Origin of the sequence: Microbispora sp. NPDC049633 (assembly GCF_040675265.1) — a bacterium.
Lineage (GTDB): Bacteria > Actinomycetota > Actinomycetes > Streptosporangiales > Streptosporangiaceae > Microbispora > Microbispora maris.
In genome coordinates, this window is sequence record NZ_JBFAOO010000120.1 from 1 (window position 1) to 22,788 (window position 22,788).

Annotated in this window: 25 protein-coding genes; 12 read left to right on the forward strand and 13 right to left on the reverse strand. The window is 74.1% G+C overall.

Annotated elements, in window-relative coordinates; all coding sequences use genetic code 11:
* Positions 1-981: histidine kinase (locus tag AB0J39_RS26345; RefSeq protein ID WP_363469161.1), on the reverse strand; the 981-nt coding region annotated here is incomplete at its 3' end.
* A gap of 157 nt (positions 982-1,138) precedes the next feature.
* Between AB0J39_RS26345 and polX the strand changes: the two genes are divergently transcribed.
* Positions 1,139-2,857 carry a DNA polymerase/3'-5' exonuclease PolX gene (polX, locus tag AB0J39_RS26350; RefSeq protein ID WP_363469163.1) on the forward strand — a complete coding sequence of 573 codons (1,719 nt, stop codon included), beginning with the start codon at positions 1,139-1,141 and terminating at the stop codon, positions 2,855-2,857.
* An 11-nt stretch (positions 2,858-2,868) separates the two neighbouring features.
* A complete protein-coding gene (locus AB0J39_RS26355; protein ID WP_363469165.1) occupies positions 2,869-3,978 on the forward strand; it encodes a class I tRNA ligase family protein in 1,110 nt (369 codons plus the stop codon).
* A 22-nt stretch (positions 3,979-4,000) separates the two neighbouring features.
* Here the strand turns inward: AB0J39_RS26355 and AB0J39_RS26360 are convergent, their stop codons facing one another.
* The 8 genes from AB0J39_RS26360 to pobA are packed head-to-tail and all read right to left on the reverse strand — an operon-like array spanning position 4,001 to position 10,943.
* Positions 4,001-5,392, reverse strand: a complete 1,392-nt coding sequence (locus AB0J39_RS26360; protein WP_363469167.1) for an MBL fold metallo-hydrolase — start codon at positions 5,390-5,392, stop codon at positions 4,001-4,003.
* Entirely contained in the window at positions 5,389-6,318 is a 930-nt protein-coding gene (locus AB0J39_RS26365) for a carbohydrate kinase (RefSeq protein ID WP_363469169.1), read from the reverse strand. The genes AB0J39_RS26360 and AB0J39_RS26365 overlap by 4 nt, the downstream gene beginning before the upstream one ends.
* Positions 6,315-6,695, reverse strand: a complete 381-nt coding sequence (gene pcaC, locus AB0J39_RS26370) for a 4-carboxymuconolactone decarboxylase (protein WP_363469171.1) — start codon at positions 6,693-6,695, stop codon at positions 6,315-6,317. Before pcaC ends, AB0J39_RS26365 begins: the two co-directional genes overlap by 4 nt.
* Positions 6,692-7,459: a 3-oxoadipate enol-lactonase gene (gene pcaD / locus AB0J39_RS26375; protein WP_363469173.1), complete on the reverse strand. Its 768-nt coding sequence runs from the start codon at positions 7,457-7,459 to the stop codon at positions 6,692-6,694. The genes pcaC and pcaD overlap by 4 nt, the downstream gene beginning before the upstream one ends.
* Positions 7,456-8,625 (reverse strand): 3-carboxy-cis,cis-muconate cycloisomerase, encoded by a 1,170-nt coding sequence (gene pcaB, locus AB0J39_RS26380; RefSeq protein WP_363469175.1) that lies wholly within the window; start codon positions 8,623-8,625, stop codon positions 7,456-7,458. The genes pcaD and pcaB overlap by 4 nt, the downstream gene beginning before the upstream one ends.
* On the reverse strand, positions 8,615-9,106 hold the full coding sequence (locus AB0J39_RS26385; RefSeq protein WP_363469177.1) for a protocatechuate 3,4-dioxygenase subunit alpha: 492 nt from the start codon (positions 9,104-9,106) through the stop codon (positions 8,615-8,617). The genes pcaB and AB0J39_RS26385 overlap by 11 nt, the downstream gene beginning before the upstream one ends.
* Positions 9,103-9,771 carry a protocatechuate 3,4-dioxygenase subunit beta gene (gene pcaH / locus AB0J39_RS26390; protein WP_363469179.1) on the reverse strand — a complete coding sequence of 223 codons (669 nt, stop codon included), beginning with the start codon at positions 9,769-9,771 and terminating at the stop codon, positions 9,103-9,105. Before pcaH ends, AB0J39_RS26385 begins: the two co-directional genes overlap by 4 nt.
* Positions 9,768-10,943 carry a 4-hydroxybenzoate 3-monooxygenase gene (gene pobA / locus AB0J39_RS26395; RefSeq protein WP_363469181.1) on the reverse strand — a complete coding sequence of 392 codons (1,176 nt, stop codon included), beginning with the start codon at positions 10,941-10,943 and terminating at the stop codon, positions 9,768-9,770. Before pobA ends, pcaH begins: the two co-directional genes overlap by 4 nt.
* A 91-nt stretch (positions 10,944-11,034) precedes the next feature.
* Here pobA and AB0J39_RS26400 point away from each other — a divergent pair, with 91 nt between their 5' ends.
* Complete coding sequence (locus AB0J39_RS26400) at positions 11,035-11,799, forward strand: IclR family transcriptional regulator (RefSeq protein ID WP_363469183.1); 765 nt, start codon at positions 11,035-11,037, stop codon at positions 11,797-11,799.
* 6 nt (positions 11,800-11,805) lie between these two features.
* On the opposite strand, the gene AB0J39_RS26405 is transcribed toward AB0J39_RS26400, so the two are convergent.
* Positions 11,806-12,237: a cellulose binding domain-containing protein gene (locus AB0J39_RS26405; RefSeq protein WP_363469185.1), complete on the reverse strand. Its 432-nt coding sequence runs from the start codon at positions 12,235-12,237 to the stop codon at positions 11,806-11,808.
* A 211-nt stretch (positions 12,238-12,448) separates the two neighbouring features.
* Between AB0J39_RS26405 and AB0J39_RS26410 the strand changes: the two genes are divergently transcribed.
* Genes AB0J39_RS26410 through AB0J39_RS26430 form a run of 5 tightly spaced genes read left to right on the forward strand, consistent with a single transcriptional unit; the run spans position 12,449 to position 16,922 of the window.
* Entirely contained in the window at positions 12,449-13,507 is a 1,059-nt protein-coding gene (locus AB0J39_RS26410; protein ID WP_363469187.1) for a 4Fe-4S dicluster domain-containing protein, read from the forward strand.
* On the forward strand, positions 13,504-14,331 hold the full coding sequence (locus AB0J39_RS26415) for an FAD/NAD(P)-binding protein (RefSeq protein WP_363469189.1): 828 nt from the start codon (positions 13,504-13,506) through the stop codon (positions 14,329-14,331). The genes AB0J39_RS26410 and AB0J39_RS26415 overlap by 4 nt, the downstream gene beginning before the upstream one ends.
* A 14-nt stretch (positions 14,332-14,345) precedes the next feature.
* Positions 14,346-15,137, forward strand: coding sequence for an oxidoreductase (locus tag AB0J39_RS26420; protein WP_363469191.1), 792 nt, complete (start codon positions 14,346-14,348; stop codon positions 15,135-15,137).
* Positions 15,134-16,450, forward strand: coding sequence for a Ni/Fe hydrogenase subunit alpha (locus AB0J39_RS26425; RefSeq protein ID WP_363469193.1), 1,317 nt, complete (start codon positions 15,134-15,136; stop codon positions 16,448-16,450). The genes AB0J39_RS26420 and AB0J39_RS26425 overlap by 4 nt, the downstream gene beginning before the upstream one ends.
* The gene (locus AB0J39_RS26430; RefSeq protein ID WP_363469195.1) at positions 16,443-16,922 is read left to right on the forward strand and encodes a hydrogenase maturation protease; all 480 of its coding nucleotides are present in this window, start codon (positions 16,443-16,445) and stop codon (positions 16,920-16,922) included. Before AB0J39_RS26425 ends, AB0J39_RS26430 begins: the two co-directional genes overlap by 8 nt.
* Here AB0J39_RS26430 and AB0J39_RS26435 read toward each other — a convergent pair.
* Positions 16,813-17,304, reverse strand: a complete 492-nt coding sequence (locus tag AB0J39_RS26435) for an OsmC family peroxiredoxin (RefSeq protein WP_363469197.1) — start codon at positions 17,302-17,304, stop codon at positions 16,813-16,815. The two genes, AB0J39_RS26430 and AB0J39_RS26435, sit on opposite strands and share 110 nt — an antisense overlap.
* Before the next feature lie 190 nt (positions 17,305-17,494).
* Between AB0J39_RS26435 and AB0J39_RS26440 the strand changes: the two genes are divergently transcribed.
* A complete protein-coding gene (locus tag AB0J39_RS26440; protein ID WP_363469199.1) occupies positions 17,495-19,192 on the forward strand; it encodes a GAF domain-containing protein in 1,698 nt (565 codons plus the stop codon).
* Positions 19,189-20,055, forward strand: coding sequence for a universal stress protein (locus AB0J39_RS26445; RefSeq protein ID WP_363469201.1), 867 nt, complete (start codon positions 19,189-19,191; stop codon positions 20,053-20,055). The genes AB0J39_RS26440 and AB0J39_RS26445 overlap by 4 nt, the downstream gene beginning before the upstream one ends.
* On the opposite strand, the gene AB0J39_RS26450 is transcribed toward AB0J39_RS26445, so the two are convergent.
* Positions 20,050-20,610, reverse strand: coding sequence for a CBS domain-containing protein (locus AB0J39_RS26450; protein ID WP_363469203.1), 561 nt, complete (start codon positions 20,608-20,610; stop codon positions 20,050-20,052). The two genes, AB0J39_RS26445 and AB0J39_RS26450, sit on opposite strands and share 6 nt — an antisense overlap.
* A 172-nt stretch (positions 20,611-20,782) precedes the next feature.
* Between AB0J39_RS26450 and AB0J39_RS26455 the strand changes: the two genes are divergently transcribed.
* On the forward strand, positions 20,783-21,289 hold the full coding sequence (locus tag AB0J39_RS26455; RefSeq protein WP_363469205.1) for a CBS domain-containing protein: 507 nt from the start codon (positions 20,783-20,785) through the stop codon (positions 21,287-21,289).
* Positions 21,290-21,358: 69 nt separating this feature from the next.
* Positions 21,359-21,988 carry an MBL fold metallo-hydrolase gene (locus AB0J39_RS26460; RefSeq protein ID WP_363469207.1) on the forward strand — a complete coding sequence of 210 codons (630 nt, stop codon included), beginning with the start codon at positions 21,359-21,361 and terminating at the stop codon, positions 21,986-21,988.
* Positions 21,989-22,011: 23 nt separating this feature from the next.
* Here the strand turns inward: AB0J39_RS26460 and AB0J39_RS26465 are convergent.
* A partial coding sequence (locus tag AB0J39_RS26465; RefSeq protein WP_363469209.1) for a hypothetical protein occupies positions 22,012-22,788 on the reverse strand: 777 nt, incomplete at its 5' end.

The following is a 22,788-nucleotide window of genomic DNA, read 5'->3' on the forward strand; positions in this document are numbered from 1 at the left end:
GTCGCGGCGCAGCGTGATCACGCAGCGCCGGGCGCCGGAGTGCCGCACGACGTTCGTGATCCCCTCGCGGACGACCCAGCTCAGCAGCATGTCGGTCTCCCGCGACAGCGCGGGCCCCGACTCCTTCACGACGCAGTCGATGCCCGCCGTGGCCAGGGCGGCCCTGGCGCTGTCCAGTTCGAAGGCGAGGCTCGCGTCCCGATACCCCGTGACCGCCTCGCGCACCTCGGTCAGCGCCTGCCGCCCGATGGCCTCGATGTCCGCGGCGTGCCGCATGGCCGCCTCCGTGTCGCGCGGGGCGAGCCGCCGTACGGCCTCGGCCTTGACGACCACCATCGAGAGCGTGTGGCCGAGCAGGTCGTGCAGGTCGCGCGAGAAGCGCAGCCGCTCGGCCGAGACGGCGGCGACGGCGAGCCTCTCCCGGGTCCGGCCGAGCTCCTCGATCACCTCGCCCATCCGGCGGAAGCCGTACGTCGTGATCCCGGCGAGGAACGTGGTCAGCGCGGTGCCCCACAGCGCCTCGCCGAACGAGCCGTCGTGGGCCGGGAGCAGCGCGGCCAGCGCGGCCGTGACGGCGACGAGCGGGGGCGCCGCGCGGACCGGGAGCACGAGCGCCACGGCCACGGCGAGCAGGGAGAACAGCGTCTGCCAGCCGTCCGTTCCGTAGGCCAGGGCCGCCGTGATCGTGACCGCCGCGAGCAGCGCGACGAACGCCACCGGCAGGGGCCGTACGTCCGGGCGGGCCCGGCGGGCGGTCAGCACGGCTCCCGTGAACGACACCCCCGCGGCGGCCACCAGGGTCCAGGCGGGCCAGGCCGGAACCGCCGACGACGCGGCGGCGGCCGGCGCCAGCAGCAGCAGGACGGTCACCCCGAACGCCGGAGCGAGCAACCGGACCGGCAGCCGGACGGGCGGCCGCGGCCGGAAAGGCGGCGACGATCCGGGTTCACACCCGTCGACCCGCGCCGCCGCTTCTGTCATGGCCGCCATTATCGTCGGCGCGCGGCGGGAGCGGACAGGGCGCGATGTCCCGGATCCGGCGGTACGAATCACCCGGGTCTTCGGTCACACCGGACCGGGACCTCGGCACCTGGAGACGGCCCGGGGACGCGTGGCAGCCTGGCTGGGGGTGCCTGCGATGAGACGGTGCAACGAGGAGGTCGCCGGGCTGCTGCAGGAGTACGCCGACCTGATCGCGATCACCGGGGGCGACGCGTTCAAGGTGCGGGTCTACGAGAAGGCGGCCCGGTCGGTCGGCGGGTACGGCCGGGAGATCGACGGCATGGACGCGACGGGTCTTCGGTCGATCCCGAATGTCGGCGCGTCGATCGCGGCGAAGATCGACGAATATCTGCGGACCGGGTCGATCCACCAGCTGGAGGAGCTGCGGACGAAGATTCCCACCGGGGTCCGCATGCTGACCACGATCCCCACGCTCGGGCCGAAGAAGGCCATGGTGCTGTATCACGAGCGGGGCGTCGACTCGGTCGAGAAGCTGGAACACGCGATCCACGCCGGGGCCCTGCGGGGGCTGCACGGGTTCGGCGCGAAGACCGAGGAGAACCTGCTGCACGGCATCGAGGTGATGCGCAAGACCGGCAGCCGGGTGCACATCGGGATCGCCATGGCCGTCGCGGAGGAGGTCGTCCCCGCGCTGTCGGCCGTGCCGGGCTGCGAGCGGTGCGCCTACGCCGGGTCGCTGCGGCGGATGAAGGACACGATCGGCGACGTCGACGTCCTGGCCACGGCCGAGGATCCGGCCGCCCTGATGGCGGCCTTCACCACACTGCCGTACGTCACCGAGGTGATCGCGCACGGCGAGACCAAGAGCTCGGTGCGCACGGCGTCGGGGCTCCAGGTCGACCTGCGGGTGGTGCCGGGGGACTCCTGGGGGGCCGCGCTGCAGTACTTCACCGGATCGAAGGCGCACAACATCCGCACGAGGGAGATCGCCGTGCACCGGAAGCTGAAGCTGTCGGAGTACGGCGTGTTCGACGTGGCGACCGGCGAGAAGATCGCCTCGGCGGACGAGGCGGAGGTGTACGGCATGCTCGGCCTGCCGTGGATCGAGCCGGCCCTCCGCGAGGACACCGGCGAGATCGAGGCCGCGCTCGGCGAGGAGCTGCCCGAGGTCGTGACCATGGCCGGCATCCGCGGCGACCTGCACACCCACACCGACCTGACCGACGGGCTCGCGCCGCTGGAGGAGATGGCCGAGGCCGCTGCCGCCCGGGGTTACGACTACTACGCGGTGACCGACCACGCGCCCGACCTGTCCATGCAGCGGATGACCGGCGAGAAGGCGCTCGGCCAGCGCGAGCGGCTCCGCCGCCTCGGCGCCGCCCGCCCCGGCATGACGCTGCTGCACGGGTGCGAGCTCAACATCGGCCCGGAGGGCGAGGTCGACTGGCCGCCGGAGTTCCTGGCCGGGTTCGACCTGTGCGTGGCCTCGGTGCACTCGCACTTCACCCAGCCGGCCGAGGAGATGACCCGGCGGCTGATCCGGGCCTGCGAGAACCCGTACGTGAAGATCATCGGACATCCGACGGCGCGGGTCATCGGCAGGCGGGAGCCGGTGGACGCCGACTGGCCGCGGGTGTTCGACGCCTGCGTCCGCACCGGCACGGCGCTGGAGATCGACGCCTTCCCCGACCGGCTCGACCTGCCCGCGGACCTGGTCAGGCGGGCGGCCGGCCGGGGCGTGCTGTTCGCGATCGACAGCGACGCGCACGCCGTGCCGCACCTGGCGAACATGCGATACGGCGTCGGCACCGCGCAGCGGGGCTGGCTCACCCCCGATCGGGTAATCAACACCTGGCCACTCGTCCGGCTGCGGGAGTTCCTCCGCCCGCGATGAAAGGGGGTTCGATGCTGACGATCGGCAGGCGGCCGCTGCCCGTGGTGGGCCGCGCCCGGATGTACGTGTGCGGGATCACGCCCTACGACACCACCCACCTCGGCCATGCCAGGACGTTCGTGTGGGCCGACGTGGCGGCCCGGGTGCTGCGGCACGCCGGCGTGCCCGTGGAGGTCTGCCGCAACGTCACCGACGTGGACGACGTGCTGACCTCGGCCGCGCGCCGGGCCGGCAGCCCGTACGACAGCTTCGCCGCGGTGCAGCAGTTCTACTTCGACCGGGACATGGCGGCGTTGCACGTGCACCCGGTGACGTACGAGCCGCGGGCGCACACGTACGTGCCGCAGGTGGTGGCGCTCGCCCGCGCCCTGGTGGAGCTGGGCCACGCCTACGAGCGGGACGGGGCGGTGTACTTCCGCGGCGCGGGCGTGCGCGAGCGGGCCGGGCTCGGCGCCGAGGAGGCGGCCCGTCTGCTGGCGGAGTTCGGCGACGATCCGGACGACCCGGGCGCGGACGACCCTGCGGACGTCGCCGTCTGGCGGCGGTCGAGGGCGGGGGAGCCGGGCTGGCCGAGCCCGTGGGGCGACGGACGGCCCGGGTGGCACGCCGAGTGCGCCGCCATGGCGCTGACGACGTACGGGCCGGCCCTCGGCCTGCACGCGGGCGGCGCCGACCTGCGCTTCCCGCACCACGCGTACGAGGCCGCGATGGCCGAGGCGGCGACCGGGGTGCGGCCGTTCGCCCGCGCCTGGCTGCACGTGGGGGTGGTGCGCGTGGACGGCGCGAAGATGGCCAAGTCGGCGGGCAACCTCGTGTTCACCGCCGACCTGCTGCGGGACTACCCGGCCGGCGCCGTGCGCCTGCTGCTGCTCGATCACCCGTGGGCTACCGACTGGGACTACCGCCCCGGCGGTCCGGAGGAGGCCGCCGCCCGGCTGGAGCGGCTCCACCGTGCTGCCTACCGAACTGCGGCCGGGCGGCCAGGGACGCCGGCGGCCGGCGAGCGCGCGGCGGTGCGCGCGCTGCTGGACGACCTGGACGCCGGGGCCGCCCTGGCGATCGCCGAGGAGGAGGGCGGGCAGGCGGCCCGCACGGTTATCGCGCTGCTCGCACTCGGGTGACGACGGCGCATCGGACGCGTGGTCACCAGGGATGTCGCGCCAGGCCGGACCCAGCGGATGCGGCGAACCGCGAGATCACGGCGTGCGGGTCGTAGTCGTCGTGGACGGCGACGACGTCGCCTTCGCGCCCGGCGGCGGCCAGGATCGAGGCGGCGATGGACGCCCGGTAGCCGCTCGCGCAGTGCGTCCACACCTCGCCCTCCGGCACCTCGTGCAGCCGCGACGGCAGCTCGTGCAGCGGGATGTGGACCGCGCCGGGCACGTGCGACTCGCGCCACTCCGCGTCGCGGCGCACGTCCAGGACCACGATCGAGCGGTGGCGGCGCATGGTCGCCAGGTCGGCGAAGGTCGCCGCGGGCATGGACGCGGGCTTGTCGTCGCCGGTCCAGTCGGCGGGTCCTCCGGTGGCGGCCGCGGCGGGGCGGTCGATGCCTATCCGCGCCAGCTCGCGCTGGGCCTCCGCGATGTCCCCCGGCGTCTCGCCCAGCAACGTCACCGGTGTTCCCCACGGGATGAGCCAGCCCAGGTAGACGGCGAAGTCGCCGTCCAGTCCGAAGTTGAGCGCCCCGGCCAGATGGCCCGCCGCGAACGCCGTACGGGACCGCAGGTCCACGACCCACTCGCCGGCCCGCAGGCGGCGCCGCAGCTCGGCGGCGTTCGCGCGGCGCGGCGCGGACAGGTCGGGCGCGTCCGCCCCGGCCCGGTTGAGCGTGGGCATGTGCGCGTAGTAGGCGGGGTAGGCGTCCAGCCCGGCCAGCAGCGACCGGACGTACTCGTCCTCGCCGCGCGTCAGGACCGGGTTGACCCGTCGTTCCATGCCGATGGTCGACTCGGTGACCTCCGACTGGGTGGCCGAGCAGAAGCTGCCGAACCCGTGCGTGGGCAGGACGTCCGTCTCGGGCGGCAGCTCGCGGGCCAGCCGGTTCGCCGAGGCGTACTGGGCCCGTGCCAGCGTGCCGGTGTGCTCGCGGCCGAGCAGGTCGGGCCGCCCGGTCGTGCCGTGCAGCAGAGAGCCTCCGGTGAAGACGGCGGGCGGCCGGTCCGGCGACTCCAGCACGTACGACAGGTGGGTGAAGGTGTGGCCGGGGGTGGCGACGGCGCGCAGGCGCGTCCGCGGGCCGATCTCGACCACGTCCCCGTCCTCGATCGGGCAGCGGTCGAACGCCACGGGGTCGGCCGCGTTCACGTGGTAGTCCGCGCCGGTGGCCTCGGCCAGCGCCGGCCCGCCGGTCACATAGTCGTTGTGCACGTGGGTCTCGAACACGTGGCGGATCTCGACGCCACGCCGCTCGGCCAGGCGGAGCATCCGGTCGATGTCCCGCTGCGGGTCCACCACGAAGGCGACGTCACCATCGGTGCCGAGGTAGCTGCGGTCGCCCAGGGAGGGGGTGTCGACAGGGATTATCTCGATCATTCATGTCCCTCCTCGTCTCGTGAGGCACCCGTACCCGGGGAGAAGGACTTCACCTCCTCCCGGGTCGGCGGGACCGCTCCGGCGCGGGTGCAGACGATCGCGGCGGCGGCGCAGCCGCGCCGCAGTGCCTCGGCCACGCGCTCCGCGCGTAGTGGAGCGCCGTCGAGCGGGCCGAGCGCGTCGAGGTAGGCGGCGGTGAAGGTGTCGCCCGCGCCGACCGTGTCCACCACCTCGACGGCCGGGGCCGGGCAGGTGATCACCTCGCCGTCCAGCACCGCCGCGGCGCCGTCGCCGCCCCGGGTGACCACCACGAGAGCCGGGCCGAGACCGGCCCAGCGCCGCGCCACCTCGGGCCAGGGCTCGCCCGGATACAGCCAGTCGAGGTCCTCGGCGCTCGCCTTGACCAGACGGGCGATTCGTACGCACTCCTCGACGTGGGCCAGGGCACGCGCCGGGTCGCCGACGAGGGACGGCCGGATGTTCGGGTCGTAGGACACCGTGATCCCCGCCTCGGCGGCGGCCCGCATCAGGCCTCTGACGTGACCACCGCCCGGGGCCGCCAGCGTGGCCAGCGAGCCGGTGTGCAGGCAGGTCACCCCGTCGAGCGCGACCGGAGCGGAGAAGGCCCAGTCGAAACGGAAGTCGTAGGAGGCCGAGCCGTCCGCGCCGACGCGGGCGAAGGCCAGTCCGGTCGCCGCCGCCAGGGCGAGGTCGCCGGTCCCGAGCCCGTGCCGGGTCAGATGATCGCGGAGCAGGCCGCCGAAGAAGTCGTCCCCGGCCTCGCCCGCGAACCGCACCGGCCGGCCCAGCGCCGCGAGGGCCACGGCGACGTTGAGCGGGCTGCCGCCGGGCACGGCGGTGAAGGTCCACGACCCGGGTGCGCCGATCAGGTCGACCAGGCTCTCCCCGACCACCAGAAAGGTCATCCGGCCTCCCCCCGCGCGTCCTCCGCGAGCACCCGCTGGGCGACGGCGAACGCGGCGTTGGCGGCGGGCACGCCGCAGTAGATCGCGGTCTGCAGCAGCACCTCCTTGATCTCGTCGGTGGTGAGCCCGTTGCGCAAGGCGGCCCGCACGTGCATGGCCAGCTCCTCCAGGTGCCCGTGGGCGACCAGGGCGGTGAGCGTGATGCAGCTGCGGGTCCGGCGGTCCAGCCCCGGCCGGGTCCAGATCTCCCCCCAGGCGTACCGGGTGATCAGATCCTGGAAGTCCGCGGTGAACTCGGTGGTGCGCTCCCGCGCCCGGTCCACGTGCGCGTCGCCCAGCACCTCGCGGCGCACGCGCATGCCGTCGTCGTAGCTCACGCCGTCCTCCAGCGGGTGGTCAGGTGGCGCACGATCGCCTCGTTCACGACGTCCGGGCGTTCGGCCGTGGCCAGGTGGGCGGCCCCCGGGACCACCAGCAGCTCCGCGCCGGGGATGCCTCCGGCCAGGACCTCGGCGTGCCCGGGCGGGGTGGCCGGGTCCTGCGCCCCCGCCACCACCAGCGCCGGGGCGCGGACCTCGCCGAGCCGGTCGCGGACGTCGAACGCCGACAGGGCGTCGCAGCAGGCGGCGTACCCCTCGGGGTCCACGCCGGCCAGCATGTCCAGGTAGCGCCCGGCGCCGGGGAAGCCCGCCGTGAACCACCGGCCTCTCGTCGCCTCGGTCAAGGGCCCGGTGCCCTCGGCACGGACCAGCGCGGCGCGTTCGCGCCAGCTCTCCGGGGTACCGAACCGGGCGGAGGTGCAGCACAGGACCAGGCTCGCGACGCGGTCCGGCGCCCGCAGCGCCAGCGTGGTCCCGACGGCCCCGCCCAGCGACACCCCGGCGTACGCGACCGAGTCCAGGCCGTGCCGGTCGAGCAGCGCCAGCACCCCGCCGGCGAGGTCGTCCACGGTCAGGCCACGCGTGAAGCCGGAGGCGGCCGGGGATCCGCCGTGGCCGGGCAGGTCGTAGCGGAGCACCCGCCAGGTGCGCGTGAGCACGGAGAGCTGGGGCTCCCACAGGTCGAGGGTCGTGCCCAGCGAGGGCCCGAGCACGACGACCGGGGCGTCCGGCGGTCCGTCGAATCGGTGGTGCGGGATCATGGCGCCTTTCCCTTGTGGTGCTCCAGAGCCCGGTCGACCAGAGCGGCCGCCGCCCCGATGCCGGGGTCCTCCCCATGCTCGGCCAGCACGGCGAGCAGATGATCGAGATTGTGCCGCATGCGCTCGGGGAACACCTCCAGCCCGTCCGCCAGCTCGGCGGCCGTCTCGGCCGCGCCGCCCGCCAGGCGCAGGCACTCGCGCAGCGGCTGCCACTCGGCGTGCCAGCTCCCGGCGGGCCGCTCGTGCTCGGCGACCCGCGAGGCGAGCAGGATCTGCGCGAGCGCGGGCGCCTGCGACGCCGCCGACCTGATCATCGTGGCGAGCACCGGGTTGCGTTTGTGCGCCATCGCCGACGAGCCGCCCCGGCCCGGCGCGGCGGGCTCGGCGACCTCGCCCACCTCGCTCTGCGCCAGCAGGATCACGTCGGTGGCGAGCTTGCCCAGCGCGCCCGTCACGGCGGCGAGCGCGCAGGCCAGGTCGGTGACCGGGGTGCGCAGCGCGTGCCAGGGCAGCACCGGCTCGGCCAGCCCGGTCTCCGCCGCGAACAGCGGCAGCAGATCGAGCGCTCTTTCCCCGTATCCGGCCATCGTCCCGGCCGCGCCGCCCAGTTGGACCGGCGGCCGCACGGCCGCCAGGCGATCACGGGCGTCCCGGCAGCCGGTCAGCCACCCGGCGGCCTTCAGCCCGAACGTGGTGGGCACGGCCTGCTGCCCGAGCGTACGGCCCGCCATCGGCGTGTCACGGTGCCGGACGGCCAGCCGGGCCAGTGCGGCGAGCACCCGGCCGAGGTCGCGCAGGATCACCTCGCGGGCCCGCGCGGACACCAGCATCGACGCGGTGTCGAGGATGTCCTGGCTGGTGGCGCCATGATGCACCCAGGAGCCCGCCTCGCCGGCCGCGGCCCGCAGATCCTTCACCAGCGGCACGACGGGATTGCCCGCGTCCCTGGCCCGCCGGGCCAGATCGGTGACGTCGAACCGCTCCGGGCGGGCCGCCTCGGCGATCGCGGCGACGGCCCGCTCAGGGACGACGCCGAGGCGGGCCTGCGCCCGTGCGAGGCAGACCTCCGTCTCCAGCATCGCCCGCAGCCAGGCGTCGTCGTCCGTGACCGCCGCCACGCCGGTGCCCGCCCACACGGGGCTCAGGAGCCCTGCATCAGAACTCAAGGAAGACCGTCTCCTCCTCGCCCTGCAGCCGTACGTCGAACCGGTAGGCGTCCTGCCCGTCCGGGCGGGCGAGCAACGTCGCGCGGCGGGCCGGGTCCAGCGAACCGAGCAGCGGGTCGGGCACGTCGGCGAGGTAGACGCGGGTCCGCACCGGCTTGAGCAGGCCCCGCGCGAAGACCAGCAGCGCCAGGTACGGCCGGGCGGGCGGCACGAGGCGGAACCGGTAGGAGCCGTCGGGTGCGGTGGCGCACCGGCCGAAGCCGGAGACCCCGGTCCCGCTGCGGCCCAGGGCGCCCCGCGTCCCCGACTCGCCCGTCCAGAGCTCCAGCAGGGCGTCCGGGATCGGCTCGCCCGCGCCGTCGAGCACCCGGCCGGTGATCGTCACCGCTCCCGGATGGTCCGCGGGCGCGAGCTCCCAGTCGGCGGCGTACGGCAGTCCGAACCCGAAGAACGGGCCGACGGTCTGCGAGGGGGTGGTCACGCGTCCTCCATCGGGGTACGGCCGAGCACCACGTCCCAGCGGTAGCCGAGCGCCCACTCCGGCTCGGTGACGTCGAGGTCGAACGCGGCGACGAGCCGCTCACGGGCGGCCGGGTCGGGGATGGACCGGAAGATCGGGTCGAAGGCGAACAGCGGATCGCCCGGGAAGTACATCTGGGTCACCAGGCGCTGGGCGAAGGCCGTGCCGAACACCGAGAAGTGGATGTGCGCGGGCCGCCACGCGTTGGGGTGGTTGCGCCAGGGATAGGCGCCCGGCTTGATCGTGACGAACCGGTAGCGTCCCTCGTCGTCGGTCAGGCACCGGCCCGCGCCGGTGAAGTTGGGGTCGAGCGGCGCCGGGTGCTGGTCGCGCTGGTGGGCGTACCGCCCGGCGGAATTGGCCTGCCAGATCTCCACCAGCGTGCCGGGGATCGGCCGGCCCGAGGCGTCGAGGACGCGCCCGGTGACGATGATGCGCTCGCCGAGCGGCTCGCCCGTGTGCCCGGCGGTCAGGTCGGCGTCGAGCGGGTCCACCTCGCCGCGGCCGAAGACCGGGCCGGTCAGCTCGGCCGCTTCGGGGTCCTCCTTCATCGGCAGCGGCTCCCGGGAGGGCGCCCGCAGGACGGTGCTGGCGTAGTCCGGATACAGGTAGGGCGGGTGTGTCACGGTGTCTCCTCTTCATAGGGCAGGCCCACGTAGTTCTCCGCCAGCGTCGTCCCCGCCGCCGCCGAGGACGTCACGTAGTCGAGATAGGAGGTCTGCAGCTTCCTGGCGTAGGCGTCGTCGGACTCGAACGTGTGCAGCAGCGTCGTCATCCACCACGAGAAGTGCTGGGCCCGCCACACCCGGGGCAGACAGGCCCGCGAGTAGCCGTCCAGAGCCTCCGTCGAGCCGTCGGCGAAGAAGCGCACCAGCGCCTCGGTCAGCACCCGCACGTCGGCGACCGCCAGGTTGAGCCCTTTCGCGCCGGTCGGCGGCACGATGTGCGCCGCGTCCCCGGCCAGGAACAGCCTGCCGTACTGCATGGGCTCGGCCACGAAGCCGCGCATCGGCGTGATCCCTCTTTCGATGATCTCGCCGGTCGCGAGGGTGAAGCCGGGCACGGTCTCCAGCCGGGTCCGCAGCTCGGCCCAGATCCGCTCGTCGGGCCACTCGGCGAGGTCCTCGTCGGGCGCGACCTGGAGGTAGAACCGGCTGATCTCCGGGGAGCGCATGCTGTGCAACGCGAAGCCGCGCTCGGTCCGCGCGTAGATCAGCTCCTCCGACGACGGCTTCACCCGGGCCAGGATGCCGAGCCAGGCGAAGGGGTAGTCGCGGCGATACTCGGTCAGCACGCCCTCGGGGATCGACGGCCGGGACACGCCGTGGAAGCCGTCGCACCCCGCGATCACGTCGCAGTCCAGCCGCTCGGCCCCGAAAGTGAGGTATGGCCGGTCGGTGTCGATATCGTGCACCGCCACGTCGTCCACCTCGAAGCGGACGTCGCCCCCGGCCGCCAGCCGGGCGGCGATGAGGTCCTTGACGACCTCCTGCTGGCCGTACACGGTGATGGCCCGGCCGGGCACCAGCCGCTCGAAGGCGATCCGGTGGCCCGCCCCGCCGTACCGCAGCTCGATGCCGTGGTGGGGCAGGCCCTCCCGCCGCATCCGCTCGCCGACGCCCGCTTCGACGAGCGTGTCCACCGTGCCCTGTTCGAGCACCCCGGCCCGCACCCGCCGCTCGACGTACTCCCTGCTGCGGCGTTCGAGCACCACGGACTCGATCCCGCGCAGATGAAGGAGATGGGAGAGCAGCAGGCCCGCCGGTCCCGCTCCGATGATCCCGACCTGAGTTCGCATGCCTTAGAGGATCGGGAGCACGGGCCGCCCTGCGTAGGCTTGGCTTCTGCTCAGTGGAAGATTACGGCGTTTTTACCGAGTGAGGGGCACCATGTCCGGCGGCGCGCGCGATCAGGGACGCTCGGTCACCTCCCGGACCCTGGCCATCCTGGGCGCCTTCGACGTCCAGCATCCCCGGCTCACGCTGACGGAGATCGCCGGGCGGACCGGCATGGCGCTGAGCACCGTCCACCGGCTCGTGGGGGAGCTGGAGGAGTGGCGTGCGCTGCGCCGCGGCGCCGACGGCCGCTACCAGATCGGCCGCCGCCTGTGGGAGCTGGGGCAGCTCGCCCCCGACCCGCTGCAGGAGGTGGCGCACCCCTGGTTGCAGGAGCTGTTCGGCGGCACCGGCGAGAACGTCCATCTGGCGGTGCGCGACGGGATCGAGGTGCTCTACGTGGACAAGGTGTACGGCAAGCGGGCGGTGCCGATCATGTCCCGGACCGGCTCCCGCCTGCCCATGCACCCGACCGGCGTCGGCAAGGCGCTGCTCGCCTTCGAGCCGGGCTGGTTCGTCACGGCCTACCTGTCCCGGCCGCTGGAGCGGCCCACCCCGCACACCATCACCGAGCCGGGCCGGCTGGCCCGCGAACTGACCCAGGTGCGCGCCCAGGGGTACGCGACCACGCACGAGGAGATGACGCTCGGCTCCTGCTCGGCGGCCGCGCCGGTGCTGGTCGGGGACCGGCCCGTCGCGGCCGTCGGCATCGTGGTGTCCTCACGGCGGGTGCGCGAGCTGCCCCGCCTGGTCGACCCGCTGCTGGCCGTCGCGGCCGGCATCGCCGGCGACTACCGGGCGGCCGTCACGCGGGCCTGAGGCGTCTTACAGGGGCGTGCAGGTCAGGCCGGTCAGCCCGAACGTGCCGCCCGTGGAGTTTCCGACCGCCGTGATGGGGACGCTCCCTCCCGGAGCGATGGTGCCGTTCCAGGACACGTTGGTGCCGGTGACGCTCTGCCCGGTCTGCGTCCAGAACGTGGTCAGCAGGGAGAAGAGCTTCTCGTCCCCGGTGAACGTCCAGGAGACCCGCCATCCCTTCAGGGGGGTCGTCCCGGTGTTCACCACTCGTCCGTCCGCCGTGAACCCGACGACGTACTGGGAGATTCTCGACCACGAGATCGAGCAGGACGCCGTGTCCGCGTTTGCGGGGCTGGCGCCGATCGCCGCGGTGGCGGCCAGGGCGGCCGCGGCGGCCCAGAGGGTCCGCGTCCGCTTGAAACCGGTTTCATGAGCGCCCGAAAAAAAGAGCCCTGCCATTGCCTGTCCTCTCGTCGTGCCGGGATCTCCGGCGGCCGATTCGGCGAACCTCGCTCCAGGAATGTCACCATGATCACGGGCGGATGTCAGGTACACGGGCCGGACGCGGTCCGTCGTCCCGGTACGGGCATGAAAGTTTCACCGCCCTCCGGGAGCCGAGTACTGTGAGCGGGAGGGGCGAACGGGCGAGGGGGACGCCGTGGACGCCGTCGTGATCGAATCTCTGGAACCCCTGGTGGCCGAGCTGCGGGCCCGGGGCTATGCCGTCGTGGGTCCCGTGGTGCGCGAGCGCGTCATCCGCTTCGAGGAGATCGCCTCCGCCGACCGGCTCGCCAGAGGCCGGACCGACGTCCAGGAGCCCGGGCGCTACCGCCTGACCGAGGGCGCCGGCGAGATGGTCTTCTCGTTCGCGGCGAGTCCGGACTCCGCCAAGGCCTACACCCAGCCGCCCCGGCAGACGCTCTTCCGGATGCGCGGCGAACAGGTCGAGGAGGCGGAGGAGGACGCGCCGCGGGTCGCCCTGCTCGGCCTGCGGGCCTGCGACCTGGCCGCGATCGCCGTGCAGGACCGGGTCTTTCTCGGCGGCAGGCACCCCGACCCGGCGTACCTGCGGCGGCGGCAGGCCCTGTTGCTGATCGCCGTCAACTGCGCGGTCCCCGGCGGCACCTGCTTCTGCGTCTCCATGCACACCGGCCCCCGGGCCACCACCGGATTCGACCTCGCCCTCACCGAGCTGGCCGCGCCGCACCGCTTCGTCGTCGAGACCGGCAGCGCCCGGGGCGAGCCGATCGCCGCTGCGCTGCCGCACCGCCCCGCCTCGGCCGAAGACCTGGCGGCATCCGCCGAGGTGTCCCGCGACGCCGCCGAGCACATGGGCCGCCACGTGGAGACCGAGGGCATCCAGGAACGGCTGTCGGCGCACGATTCGCCGCGCTGGGCGCAGGTCGGCGCCCGCTGCCTCACCTGCGCCAACTGCACCATGGTCTGCCCCACCTGCTTCTGCAGCACGGTCGAGGACGCCACGTCGTTCACCGACGGCACGGCCGAGCGGATCGAGCGCTGGGACTCCTGCTTCACGCTGGACTTCTCCGAGGTCAACGGGACGCCGGTGCGCGGCTCGAACGCCGGACGCTACCGCCAGTGGCTCACCCACAAGTTCTCGACCTGGATCGACCAGTTCGGCATGTCCGGCTGCGTCGGCTGCGGGCGCTGCATCACCTGGTGTCCCGTCGGCATCGACGTCACCGAGGAGCTGGCGAACCTGCCATGACCGGCGGCCCGCACCCGATGACGCCGGCGCCGTACCGCGTGCGCTCCCGCCGTCCGGACCGGGCCGACACCGTGACCCTGACGCTGGAGCCGGTACGCGGGGACTGCCCGCCGTTCCGGCCGGGCCAGTTCACCATGCTGTACGCCCCCGGCGTGGGGGAGATCGCGGTCTCGATCAGCGGACGGGCCCGCTCCGGCGGCTACACGCAGACGATCAGGGCCGTGGGCGCGGTCAGCGCCGCCCTGTGCGGCAAGCGGCCCGGCGACGTCGTCGGCCTGCGCGGGCCGTACGGCCAGGGCTGGGGCTTGCGCGCGGCGGCGGGCCTCGACGTGGTGGTGGCCGCGGGCGGTCTGGGCCTCGCCCCGCTGCGGCCGGTCGTGCGGGCGCTGCTGCGGGACCGGCCGGGGTATGGCCGGATCAGTGTGATCGCCGGCAGCCGGGCTCCCGGTCTGCTCCTGTTCTCCGGGGACCTGGCGTGCTGGTCCCGGCAGGGCGCCGACGTCCGGGTGACCGTGGACCACCCCGACCACGCCTGGCGCGGGCCGGTCGGGCTGGTCACCCACCTGATCGACCGGATCGTCTTCGAGCCGCGCCGCACGTACGCCTTCGTGTGCGGGCCGGAGGCGATGATGCGGAAGACGGCGGCGGAGCTGGTGCGGCGCGGCGTCGCCCCCGGCCGGGTGGAGCTGTCGCTGGAGCGGAACATGAAGTGCGCGGTGGCCCGCTGCGGCCACTGCCAGTTCGGCCCGCTGTTCGTGTGCGAGGACGGGCCGGTGCTGCGCTACGACCGCGCGGCGCCGATGCTCGCCGTCCCGGAGCTGTGAGGGGGGTCGCGGTGGTGGACAGGGCGCCTCGGCTGGCCGTGTGGAAGTTCGCCTCCTGCGACGGTTGCCAGCTCACGTTCCTTGACTGTGAGGACGAGCTGCTCTCCGTCGCGGCCCGGGTGGAGATCGCCTACTTCCTCGAGGCATCCGGCGCCCCCGGGCCCGGCCCGTACGACCTGTCGCTCGTGGAGGGATCGATCACCACGCCGGAGGACCTGGAGCGCGTCAGGCACGTGCGGCGGGTGTCGAAGCGGCTGGTCACGATCGGCGCGTGCGCCACCGCGGGCGGTATCCAGGCGTTGCGCGACTTCGCCGACGTGCGGGAGTTCGCCGCGGTGGTCTACGCCCGGCCCGAATACATCGCCACCCTGGACCGCTCGACCCCGATCGCCGCCCACGTGCCGGTCGACTTCGAGCTGCGCGGCTGCCCGCCGGACAAGCACCAGCTGCTCGAGGTGATCTCGGCGTTCCTCGCCGGGCGGCGGCCGGTGGTGCCCGCGCACAGCGTGTGCGTGGAGTGCAAGGCCAGGGGCAACGCCTGCGTGATGGTCGCGCACGGCACCCCCTGTCTGGGGCCGGTCACCCAGGCGGGCTGCGGGGCGCTGTGCCCGGCCTTCAACCGGGGCTGCTACGGCTGCTTCGGGCCGATGGAGAGCCCCAACCACGCGTCGCTCAACCACTGGATGCGCGAGCTCGGCATGAGCACCCCCGAACTGGTGCGGATCTACCGGACCTACCACGCCACGGCCGAGCCCTTCCGGCGGGCGGCCGAGGAGGCCCAGGGGGCCGAGGAGGGGGAGGGATGACGCACAAGACCGTGCGGATCGGCGCGCTGACCCGGGTGGAGGGCGAGGGCGCGCTGGTCGTGCACGCCCGCGACGGCCGGATCGCCGGCCTGGAGCTGCGGATCTACGAGCCGCCCCGGTTCTTCGAGGCGATGCTGCGGGGCCGGGGGCACACCGAGCCGCCCGACATCACCGCCCGAATCTGCGGCATCTGCCCTGTGGCGTACCAGATGAGCGCCTGCCAGGCGATCGAGGCCGCCTGCGGGGCCGAGGTCACCGGCCCGCTGCGCGACCTGCGGCTGCTGCTGTACTACGGCGAGTGGATCGAGTCGCACGCGCTGCACGTCTACCTCCTGCACGCGCCCGACTTCCTCGGCTACGAGAGCGGCGTCGCGATGGCCGCCGATCACCGCGACCTGGTGGAGCGCGGGCTCGAACTGAAGAAGGCCGGCAACGAGCTGGTCACCGTGATCGGCGGGCGGCCCATCCACCCGGTCAACGTCCGGGTCGGCGGGTTCTACCGGGCGCCGTCGAGCCGGGAGCTCGCCCCCGCCGCCGAGCGGCTGCGCCGCGCCCGCGACCACGCCCTCGCCACCGTCGCCTGGGTCGCCGGGTTCGACTTCCCCGACGTCGAGCACGACTACCGGTTCCTCGCGCTGCGCCACCCCGGTGAGTACGCCATCCTGTCCGGCGCGGTCGGCGCCGGCGACGGGCGGGCGGAACCGGTGAGCTTCCCGGTCGCGGACTGGCCGGACCACGTGACCGAGGAACAGGTGCCGCACTCCACCGCGCTGCACGCCCGGCTCGACGGGGTAGGCGGCTACCTCACCGGCCCGCTGGCCCGCTACGCGCTCAATGCGGCGCGGCTGTCCCCGCTCGCGCGGGAGGCGGCCGCCGCCGCCGGTCTCGGCCCCGTCTGCCGCAACCCCTACCGCGCCATCGTCGTGCGGGCCGTGGAGATCGTGCACGCGTGCGACGAGGCGCTGCGCCTCCTCGGCGGGTACGCCGAGCCGGAGCGGCCGTGCGTGCCGGTCGAACCCCGGCCGGGCGCCGGCCACGGCGCGTCGGAGGCCCCGCGCGGCACGCTCTACCACCGCTACCGGCTCGACGACGGCGGGCTGGTCGCCGAGGCCGACATCGTGCCGCCCACCGCGCAGAACCAGGCGCGCATCGAGGCGGACCTGCGCGACCTGCTGGCCCCGCGGCTCACCCTGCCCGAGGGCGAGCTGGCCGCGCTGTGCGAGAAGGCGATACGCAACCACGACCCCTGCATCTCCTGCTCGGCGCACTTCCTGGACCTGCGCGTGGATCATGGCTGCGTGGATCATGGCTGAGACCGTGGTCGCCGGCCTCGGGAGCGATCTGCGCGGCGACGACGCGGCGGGCCTGGGGGTGGCCAGGCGGCTGCGGGGCACGCTGCCGCCCTCCGTCGCGGTGGTGGAGAACCGCGGTGACCCGGCGGCGCTGGTCGAGGCGTGGTCGGGCGCCGCGCTCGCGATCGTGGTCGACGCCGTCTCCTCCGGCGCTCCGCCCGGCACGGTGCACATGCCCGTGCACATGCCCGTGCCGATGCCGATGCGGTCGCGTCCGCCCGCGGGCTCTCACGGTCTCGGGCCGGCCGACGCCGTCGCGCTGGGGCGCGCCCTCGGCCGGCTGCCGGGCGAGCTGGTCGTCGTCGGCATCGAGGGCGGCGATTTCACCCCTGGCGCCCCGATGACCCCGCCGGTCCTGGCCGCGGTCCGCCGTACGGCACGTGGGCTGCGGGAACGGCTGACCCGGGAACGGCCTGGCGGACCTCGAACGTGACCTGCGGCGGCACCCGCAGCGTGGTGCGGAGCGCGCAGTGCTCCAGGACCGACAGGAGCGAGTCGCGCAGCCCCGCGGGCAGGCCGGGGGCGTCCACCGACAGCTCGATGTTGTCGATCCGCCCGGGACACACGCCCAGGCCGTACCGCGCGGTGACCCCGACCCCGGCGGGCAGCTGGCGCTGGCGCAGGTAGCGTTCGGCGCAGCAGGCGACTCCGGCGGCGACGCCGCCCACGAACAGCTCGGCCGGAGTGGGCCCGGTGTCGCTCCCGCCGGCGTCCGCCGGCTGGTCGGCGCGGACCACGTGGCGCCGGATCCGGACGTCGAACCGGTCGGCTCCGTGCCAGGCGACCCGGATGACGCCGTCACGCCGCTCACTCATGGCCCACCCCCGTGGTCCGATCCGGCTCATCTCCGAGTATGTCCGGGTATGTCAGGGGTCGGGAGCGCGTAGGCGTACACGGACCGTAAGAAGCCGGTCGCGACCTGGCAAAGGGCCGGAGCCGGGAGTGCTCCGGTTTGCGACACTTCATCTGTGGCGGATACGCGTGGCGCCGACGGGGGAGGCGGCCATGATCCCGCGGACGCACCTGGACGGGTTGCTGACCGAACTGCACACGAGGCTGCAGGCGGTCCTGGCGACGCGCGACCGGGTCCACGCGCTGCTCGAGGCGGTCGTCTCGGTGGGCGAGGGTCTCGATCTGGAGACCGTGCTGCGCCGGATCGTCGAGACCGCCGCCACGCTGGTCGACGCCCGATACGGCGCGCTCGGCCTGATCGGGGAGGACCACACCCTTGTCCGGTTTGTCCCGGTAGGGCTGAGTGAGCAGGAGATCGCCAGGATCGAGCACTGGCCGCACGGGCTCGGCCTGCTGGGGCTGCTGATCAAAGAACCCCGGCCGCTGCGGCTGGCCCGCATCTCCGATCACCCCGAGTCGTACGGCTTCCCGCCCGGCCACCCTCCGATGACCGGCTTCCTCGGCGTGCCCGTACGGGTCCGGGGGGAGGTGTTCGGCAACCTCTACCTGACGGACAAGCGCGGGGGAGGGGAGTTCGACGAGGACGACGAGGCGATCGTCGTCGCCCTCGCCGGCGCCGCCGGGGTGGCGATCGAGAACGCCCGGCTGTACGAGGACACCCGCCGCAGGGAGACCTGGCTGCGCGCGTCCGCGGAGATCACCAGGAGCCTGCTGTCCGGCGCCGAGACGCCGCGGGTGCTGACGCTGATCGCCGGCCACGCCCGGCGGATGGCCGCCGCCGACGCGGTGGCGATCCTCCTGCCCGAGGAGGGCGGACGTACGCTGCGGGTCGTGATCACCGACGGCGAGGTCGTCGGCGCCGCGGCGCGGGGGCGTCTGCTGCCCGTCGAGGGCTCGCTGGCCGGGCAGGTCTTCGTCCACGCGGAGCCCCGCGTGGTCGCCGACCTGGGCGACACCGATTTGATCACCGCCGTAGGGGAGGCGGCGGGCGCCGGTGCGGTGTGCGCGGTGCCGCTCGGGGCGCCGGGCGCGGTGCGGGGGGTGCTGTCGCTGGGCCGGCGGCCGGGCCGCGTCCCGTTCAGCCGGCCGGAGATGTGCATGCTGCACTCCTTCGCCGGCCACGCGGCCGTCGCTCTCGAACTGGACGAGACGCGCAGGGACGCCGAACGGCTCGGGTTGCTCGAGGACCGCGACCGCATCGCCAAGGACCTGCACGACGTCGTCATCCAGCGGCTGTTCGCGGTCGCGATGACGCTGACGGGCGCCGTCCGGCTGGAGGAGCACCCGGAGGTGGCCGCGCGCCTGCGGGCCGCCATCGACGAACTCGACGGCACGATCCGGCAGATCCGCACCACGATCTTCGCCCTGCGGGCCCCGGCCGGCGCCCCCGGGCTGCGCGCCAGGCTCGTCGAGCTGGTGGAGGGCGCGCGGGAGCCCCTCGGCTTCCTGCCGGCCCTGCGCCTGGAGGGCCAGCTCGACACCCGCGTGCCCGCCGTCGTCGGGGAGCACCTGCTGGCCGTCGCGAGAGAGGCGATCTCCAACGTGGTGCGGCACGCCCACGCCGGCCGGGCCGCCGTCACCGTGCGCCTGGAGAAGGACCGCCTGACCCTGCTCGTGGAGGACGACGGCATCGGCATCCCCGCGCGGGGGCGCCGCAGCGGCCTGCGCAACCTGTGCGACCGCGCCGAGAGCCTGGGCGGGTCCTGCGCCGCCGAGGCCCTCGCCACCGGGGGCACCCGGCTGTGCTGGAGCGTCCCGCTGCCGCTGACGTCAGGAGGCACCGCGCCATGACCCCGTTCATCGATCCTGTCGTCGCCGGCACCGACGGGTCCGCCGGAGCGACCGCGGCGGTGGAGTGGGCGGCCGACCACGCAGGCCTGCGGGGCGTGCCCCTGCGGGTGGTCCACGCCGTCGACCGCCTGCCGTACGACGGCCCGCGCTACCCGATCCCCGACTGCTACGACAAGCTGGCGCCCTCGGGACGGCAGATCCTCGACCACGCCGCTCGGGCCGCCCGCGGCCGGCGGCCCGGCCTCGTCGTGACCACACAGCTGGCCGAGGGGCGTCCCGGCCGCGTCCTGCGTGAGCAGGCCTCCGGCGCCGCCGAAGTCGTGATCGGCAGCCACGGCGCGGGCGGCTTCCCCGGCATGCTGCTCGGGTCGGTCGGCAACCAGGTCGCCGGGCACGTCGCCGTGCCGGTCGTCGTCGTACGTCCCTCCGCCCCGGAGGCGGCGGAGGAGATCGTGGCGGGCTTCGACTGCACCGAGACGTCCGAGGCCGCCCTGGCGTACGCGTTCGAGGAGGCGCGGCTGCACGGCCGGCGGATCCGGATCGTGTGCGCCTGGGAGCCGCCCGTGCCGTACGGGCCCGTGATCGCGACGGACCTGGACGAGATGCGGCGGGCCGCGGAGGAGTACGCGCGCGGGGAGCTGCGGTCGTGGCAGGGCGCGTACGCCGACGTGGAAACCGAGCTGGACATGGTCCGCGGCCATCCGGTCTCCGCGCTGGCCGAGGCGTCGTCCCGGGCCGTCCTGCTCGTCGTCGGCTCCCACGGCCGCAACGCCTTCACCGCCGCCGTGCTCGGCTCGGTCAGCCGCGCCCTGCTCGCTCACGCGCACTGCCCGGTCGCCGTGGTGAGGGGCGTTCTGTCATGACAGGAGACGGCCCGGCCGCACCCCCGGGACCGCCTGCGCGAGCAGGTCGGCCACGTGCTGGGGGCCCTGGCCCTCGGGGCCGTGCAGGTCGATCTCACCGTCGCGCACGGTCACCTCCCACGACGCCCCGGAGGGATAGCGCTCGCGCAGCGCGGCCAGGACGGCGTCGCGCAGTTCCTCGTCCGACCGGGCCAGCAGCGCCATGAGGTCGCGGCGGCTGACCATCCCGACCACCCGCTCGTCGCGCAGCACCGGCACGCTCGTGATCCTTCTCGTGATCATGAGGTCCGTCAGCACCCTCGCGTCGGCGGTGTCCTCGACCGTGCTCACCTGACGCGACATGACGTCCGCCACCGTCCGGGGCGCCGGGCCGCCCGTCGCGAAGGCGCCGCACAGCAGGTCGATCTCGCTGACCATCCCGACCAGCTCGCCGTGGTCCCCGAGCACGGGGGCGGCCGTGATCTCGTGGTCGTACAGCACCCGGATCGCCCGCCGTACGGAGTCGTCCCGGCGCAACGTGATCGCCGGGCTGCTCATGACCTCACCGGCCAGCATCGCCCACCTCCGGCGTCTTCCTCCGGTTCCTGCCCTGACCTGGTCATTTCATCGCCGCGGCGGCCGTACGGGCAGGTGCCGGAGGTCCCCGGCCGTAGGGTCGTTCGGCACTGCGCCGGGTATGGCGGCAGTGGTCCGATGGAGTTGGCCGGTGCGCCGCGGGGAGGACACGATGAGCGTAGAAGCCATGACCGCCGCCGACGTGATGAGCAGGGTGCTCGTGACCGTGAAACCGGACGAGTCGCCGCTCATGGCCTGGGAACTCATGCGCCGGGGGTCGATGCACCACCTGCCCGTGGTGGACGCGGGTTCCCGCATCATCGGCGTGCTCACCCGGGAGGACATCGCGGCCCACTGGTCCGGCGGCCCGGCGGAGCAGTCGAGCAGCCAGGTGCGGCAGTTGCTCGCGGGGCGCAGGTGCCCGCACGTGCCGCCCGACGCGCCGCTGCCCGCCGTGGCGGCCGTCATGCTGGAGTCGGGGGTGGACGTCGTCCCGGTCATGGGGGCCTCCGGCACCCTGCAGGGGCTCGTCACCGTGACCGACGTGCTCGTGGCGGTCGCGGGCAGGCGGGGGGCCGCACCCCGGAACGACGAGGTGTCCGCCGGGATGTTCCGCCTGGAGCCGGTGCTGCCGCCCAAGCCCTCCCGGACCGCCGAGGACCAGCGGCAGGGACCGTGACCCCCGGTCGCGGCTCCTCGCTGACCGCGTGCAGAATAAGGGCATGTTCCGCTCGGTGGTGATCTTCACGTGAGTGCCCGTATCGACCATGCCGTCACGTCCGGCACCTTCAGCCTGGACGGCCAGACCTTCGACGTGGACAACAACGTGTGGGTGCTCGGCGACGACGACGAGTGCGTGGTGTTCGACGCGCCCCACGACGTCAAGGCGATCACCGACGTGATCGCGGGCCGGCGCGTCCTGGCCATCCTCGCGACCCACGCCCACGACGACCACGTCAGGGTCGCGCCGGAGCTGTCGGAGGCGACCGGGGCGCCCGTCCTGCTGCACCCGGCCGACCTGCCGGTCTGGCGGCTCACCCACCCCGATCGCGAACCGGGTGGCACGCTGTCCGACGGGCAGGTCGTCGAGGTCGCCGGAACCCGTCTCGAAGTGCTCCACACCCCTGGGCACGCTCCCGGCGCCTGCTGCTTCCACGCGCCCGACCTGGGCGTCGTCTTCACCGGTGACACCCTGTTCCAGGGCGGGCCCGGCGCGACCGGCCGTTCGTTCTCCGACTTCGGCGTGATCGTCGACTCGATCCGCGACCGCCTGCTCGTCCTGCCGCCCGAGACCGTCGTGCACACCGGCCACGGCGACAGCACGACGATCGGCGCGGAACTGCCGCACCTCGACGAGTGGATCCGCCGGGGCCACTGACAACCGTGCTCGTCATCCGGGACTTACGGCGCGACCCGGACACCGGTGACGGTGAAACGCTCGACCTCGGCCACGTGGCCGCCGGTGCTCGCGACGACGGTGAGCGTCCGGCCCGGGGCCGCGCGGAAGGTCACGGTGGCGGACCAGGGGGCGTTGTCCCCTCCGGCCGAGACGCAGCAGCGCTCGCCGAGGGGGCCGGCGCTCCCGGCCGCGCGCACCCGCACCCGGATGCGCTCGTCCACTCCCGTGATCCTGCCGCCCACCTTCACAGGTGAGGACACGAGGGCGCCGTACCGGGGGGTGGTGAGGGAGAAGGTGGTGTCGTCGGTGCCCACGACCTCCCACGGCGCGTCCTTCCCGGTGCCGAACCTGACCAGGTGGATGACGGCGGCGATGCCCGGCCGTCCGCCGCCCTCGCCGCGGATGCCGACGGAGACGCGGGCGTGCGCGCCGGTCACCGTGCGCTCGACCACCTGGTCGACACCCTTGAAGCCAAGGAATCCCTGGGTGAAGGAGAGCGCGGTCTGCGCCTCGTCCAGGTGCCAGGGCTGGTGGCCACCCGAACGGTAGCTCTTCTGCCAGTTCCGCACCTGTTCCTCGTCCGCGAACGGCCACAGCGGCTGGTAGCGGCCCGCCACGAGGGAGCCCCCGGACGCGGAGGGGGACGTCGCGGGGGACACGGAGGGGGACGCGGAGGGGGACGCCGGGGGAGACGCGGAGGGAGCCGTTGTGGCCGCCGACGCGCCCCCGCGGGCGCTTTCCGGGCCGGTCCCGCACGCGTCCGGCCTGCTGGCGGGCGC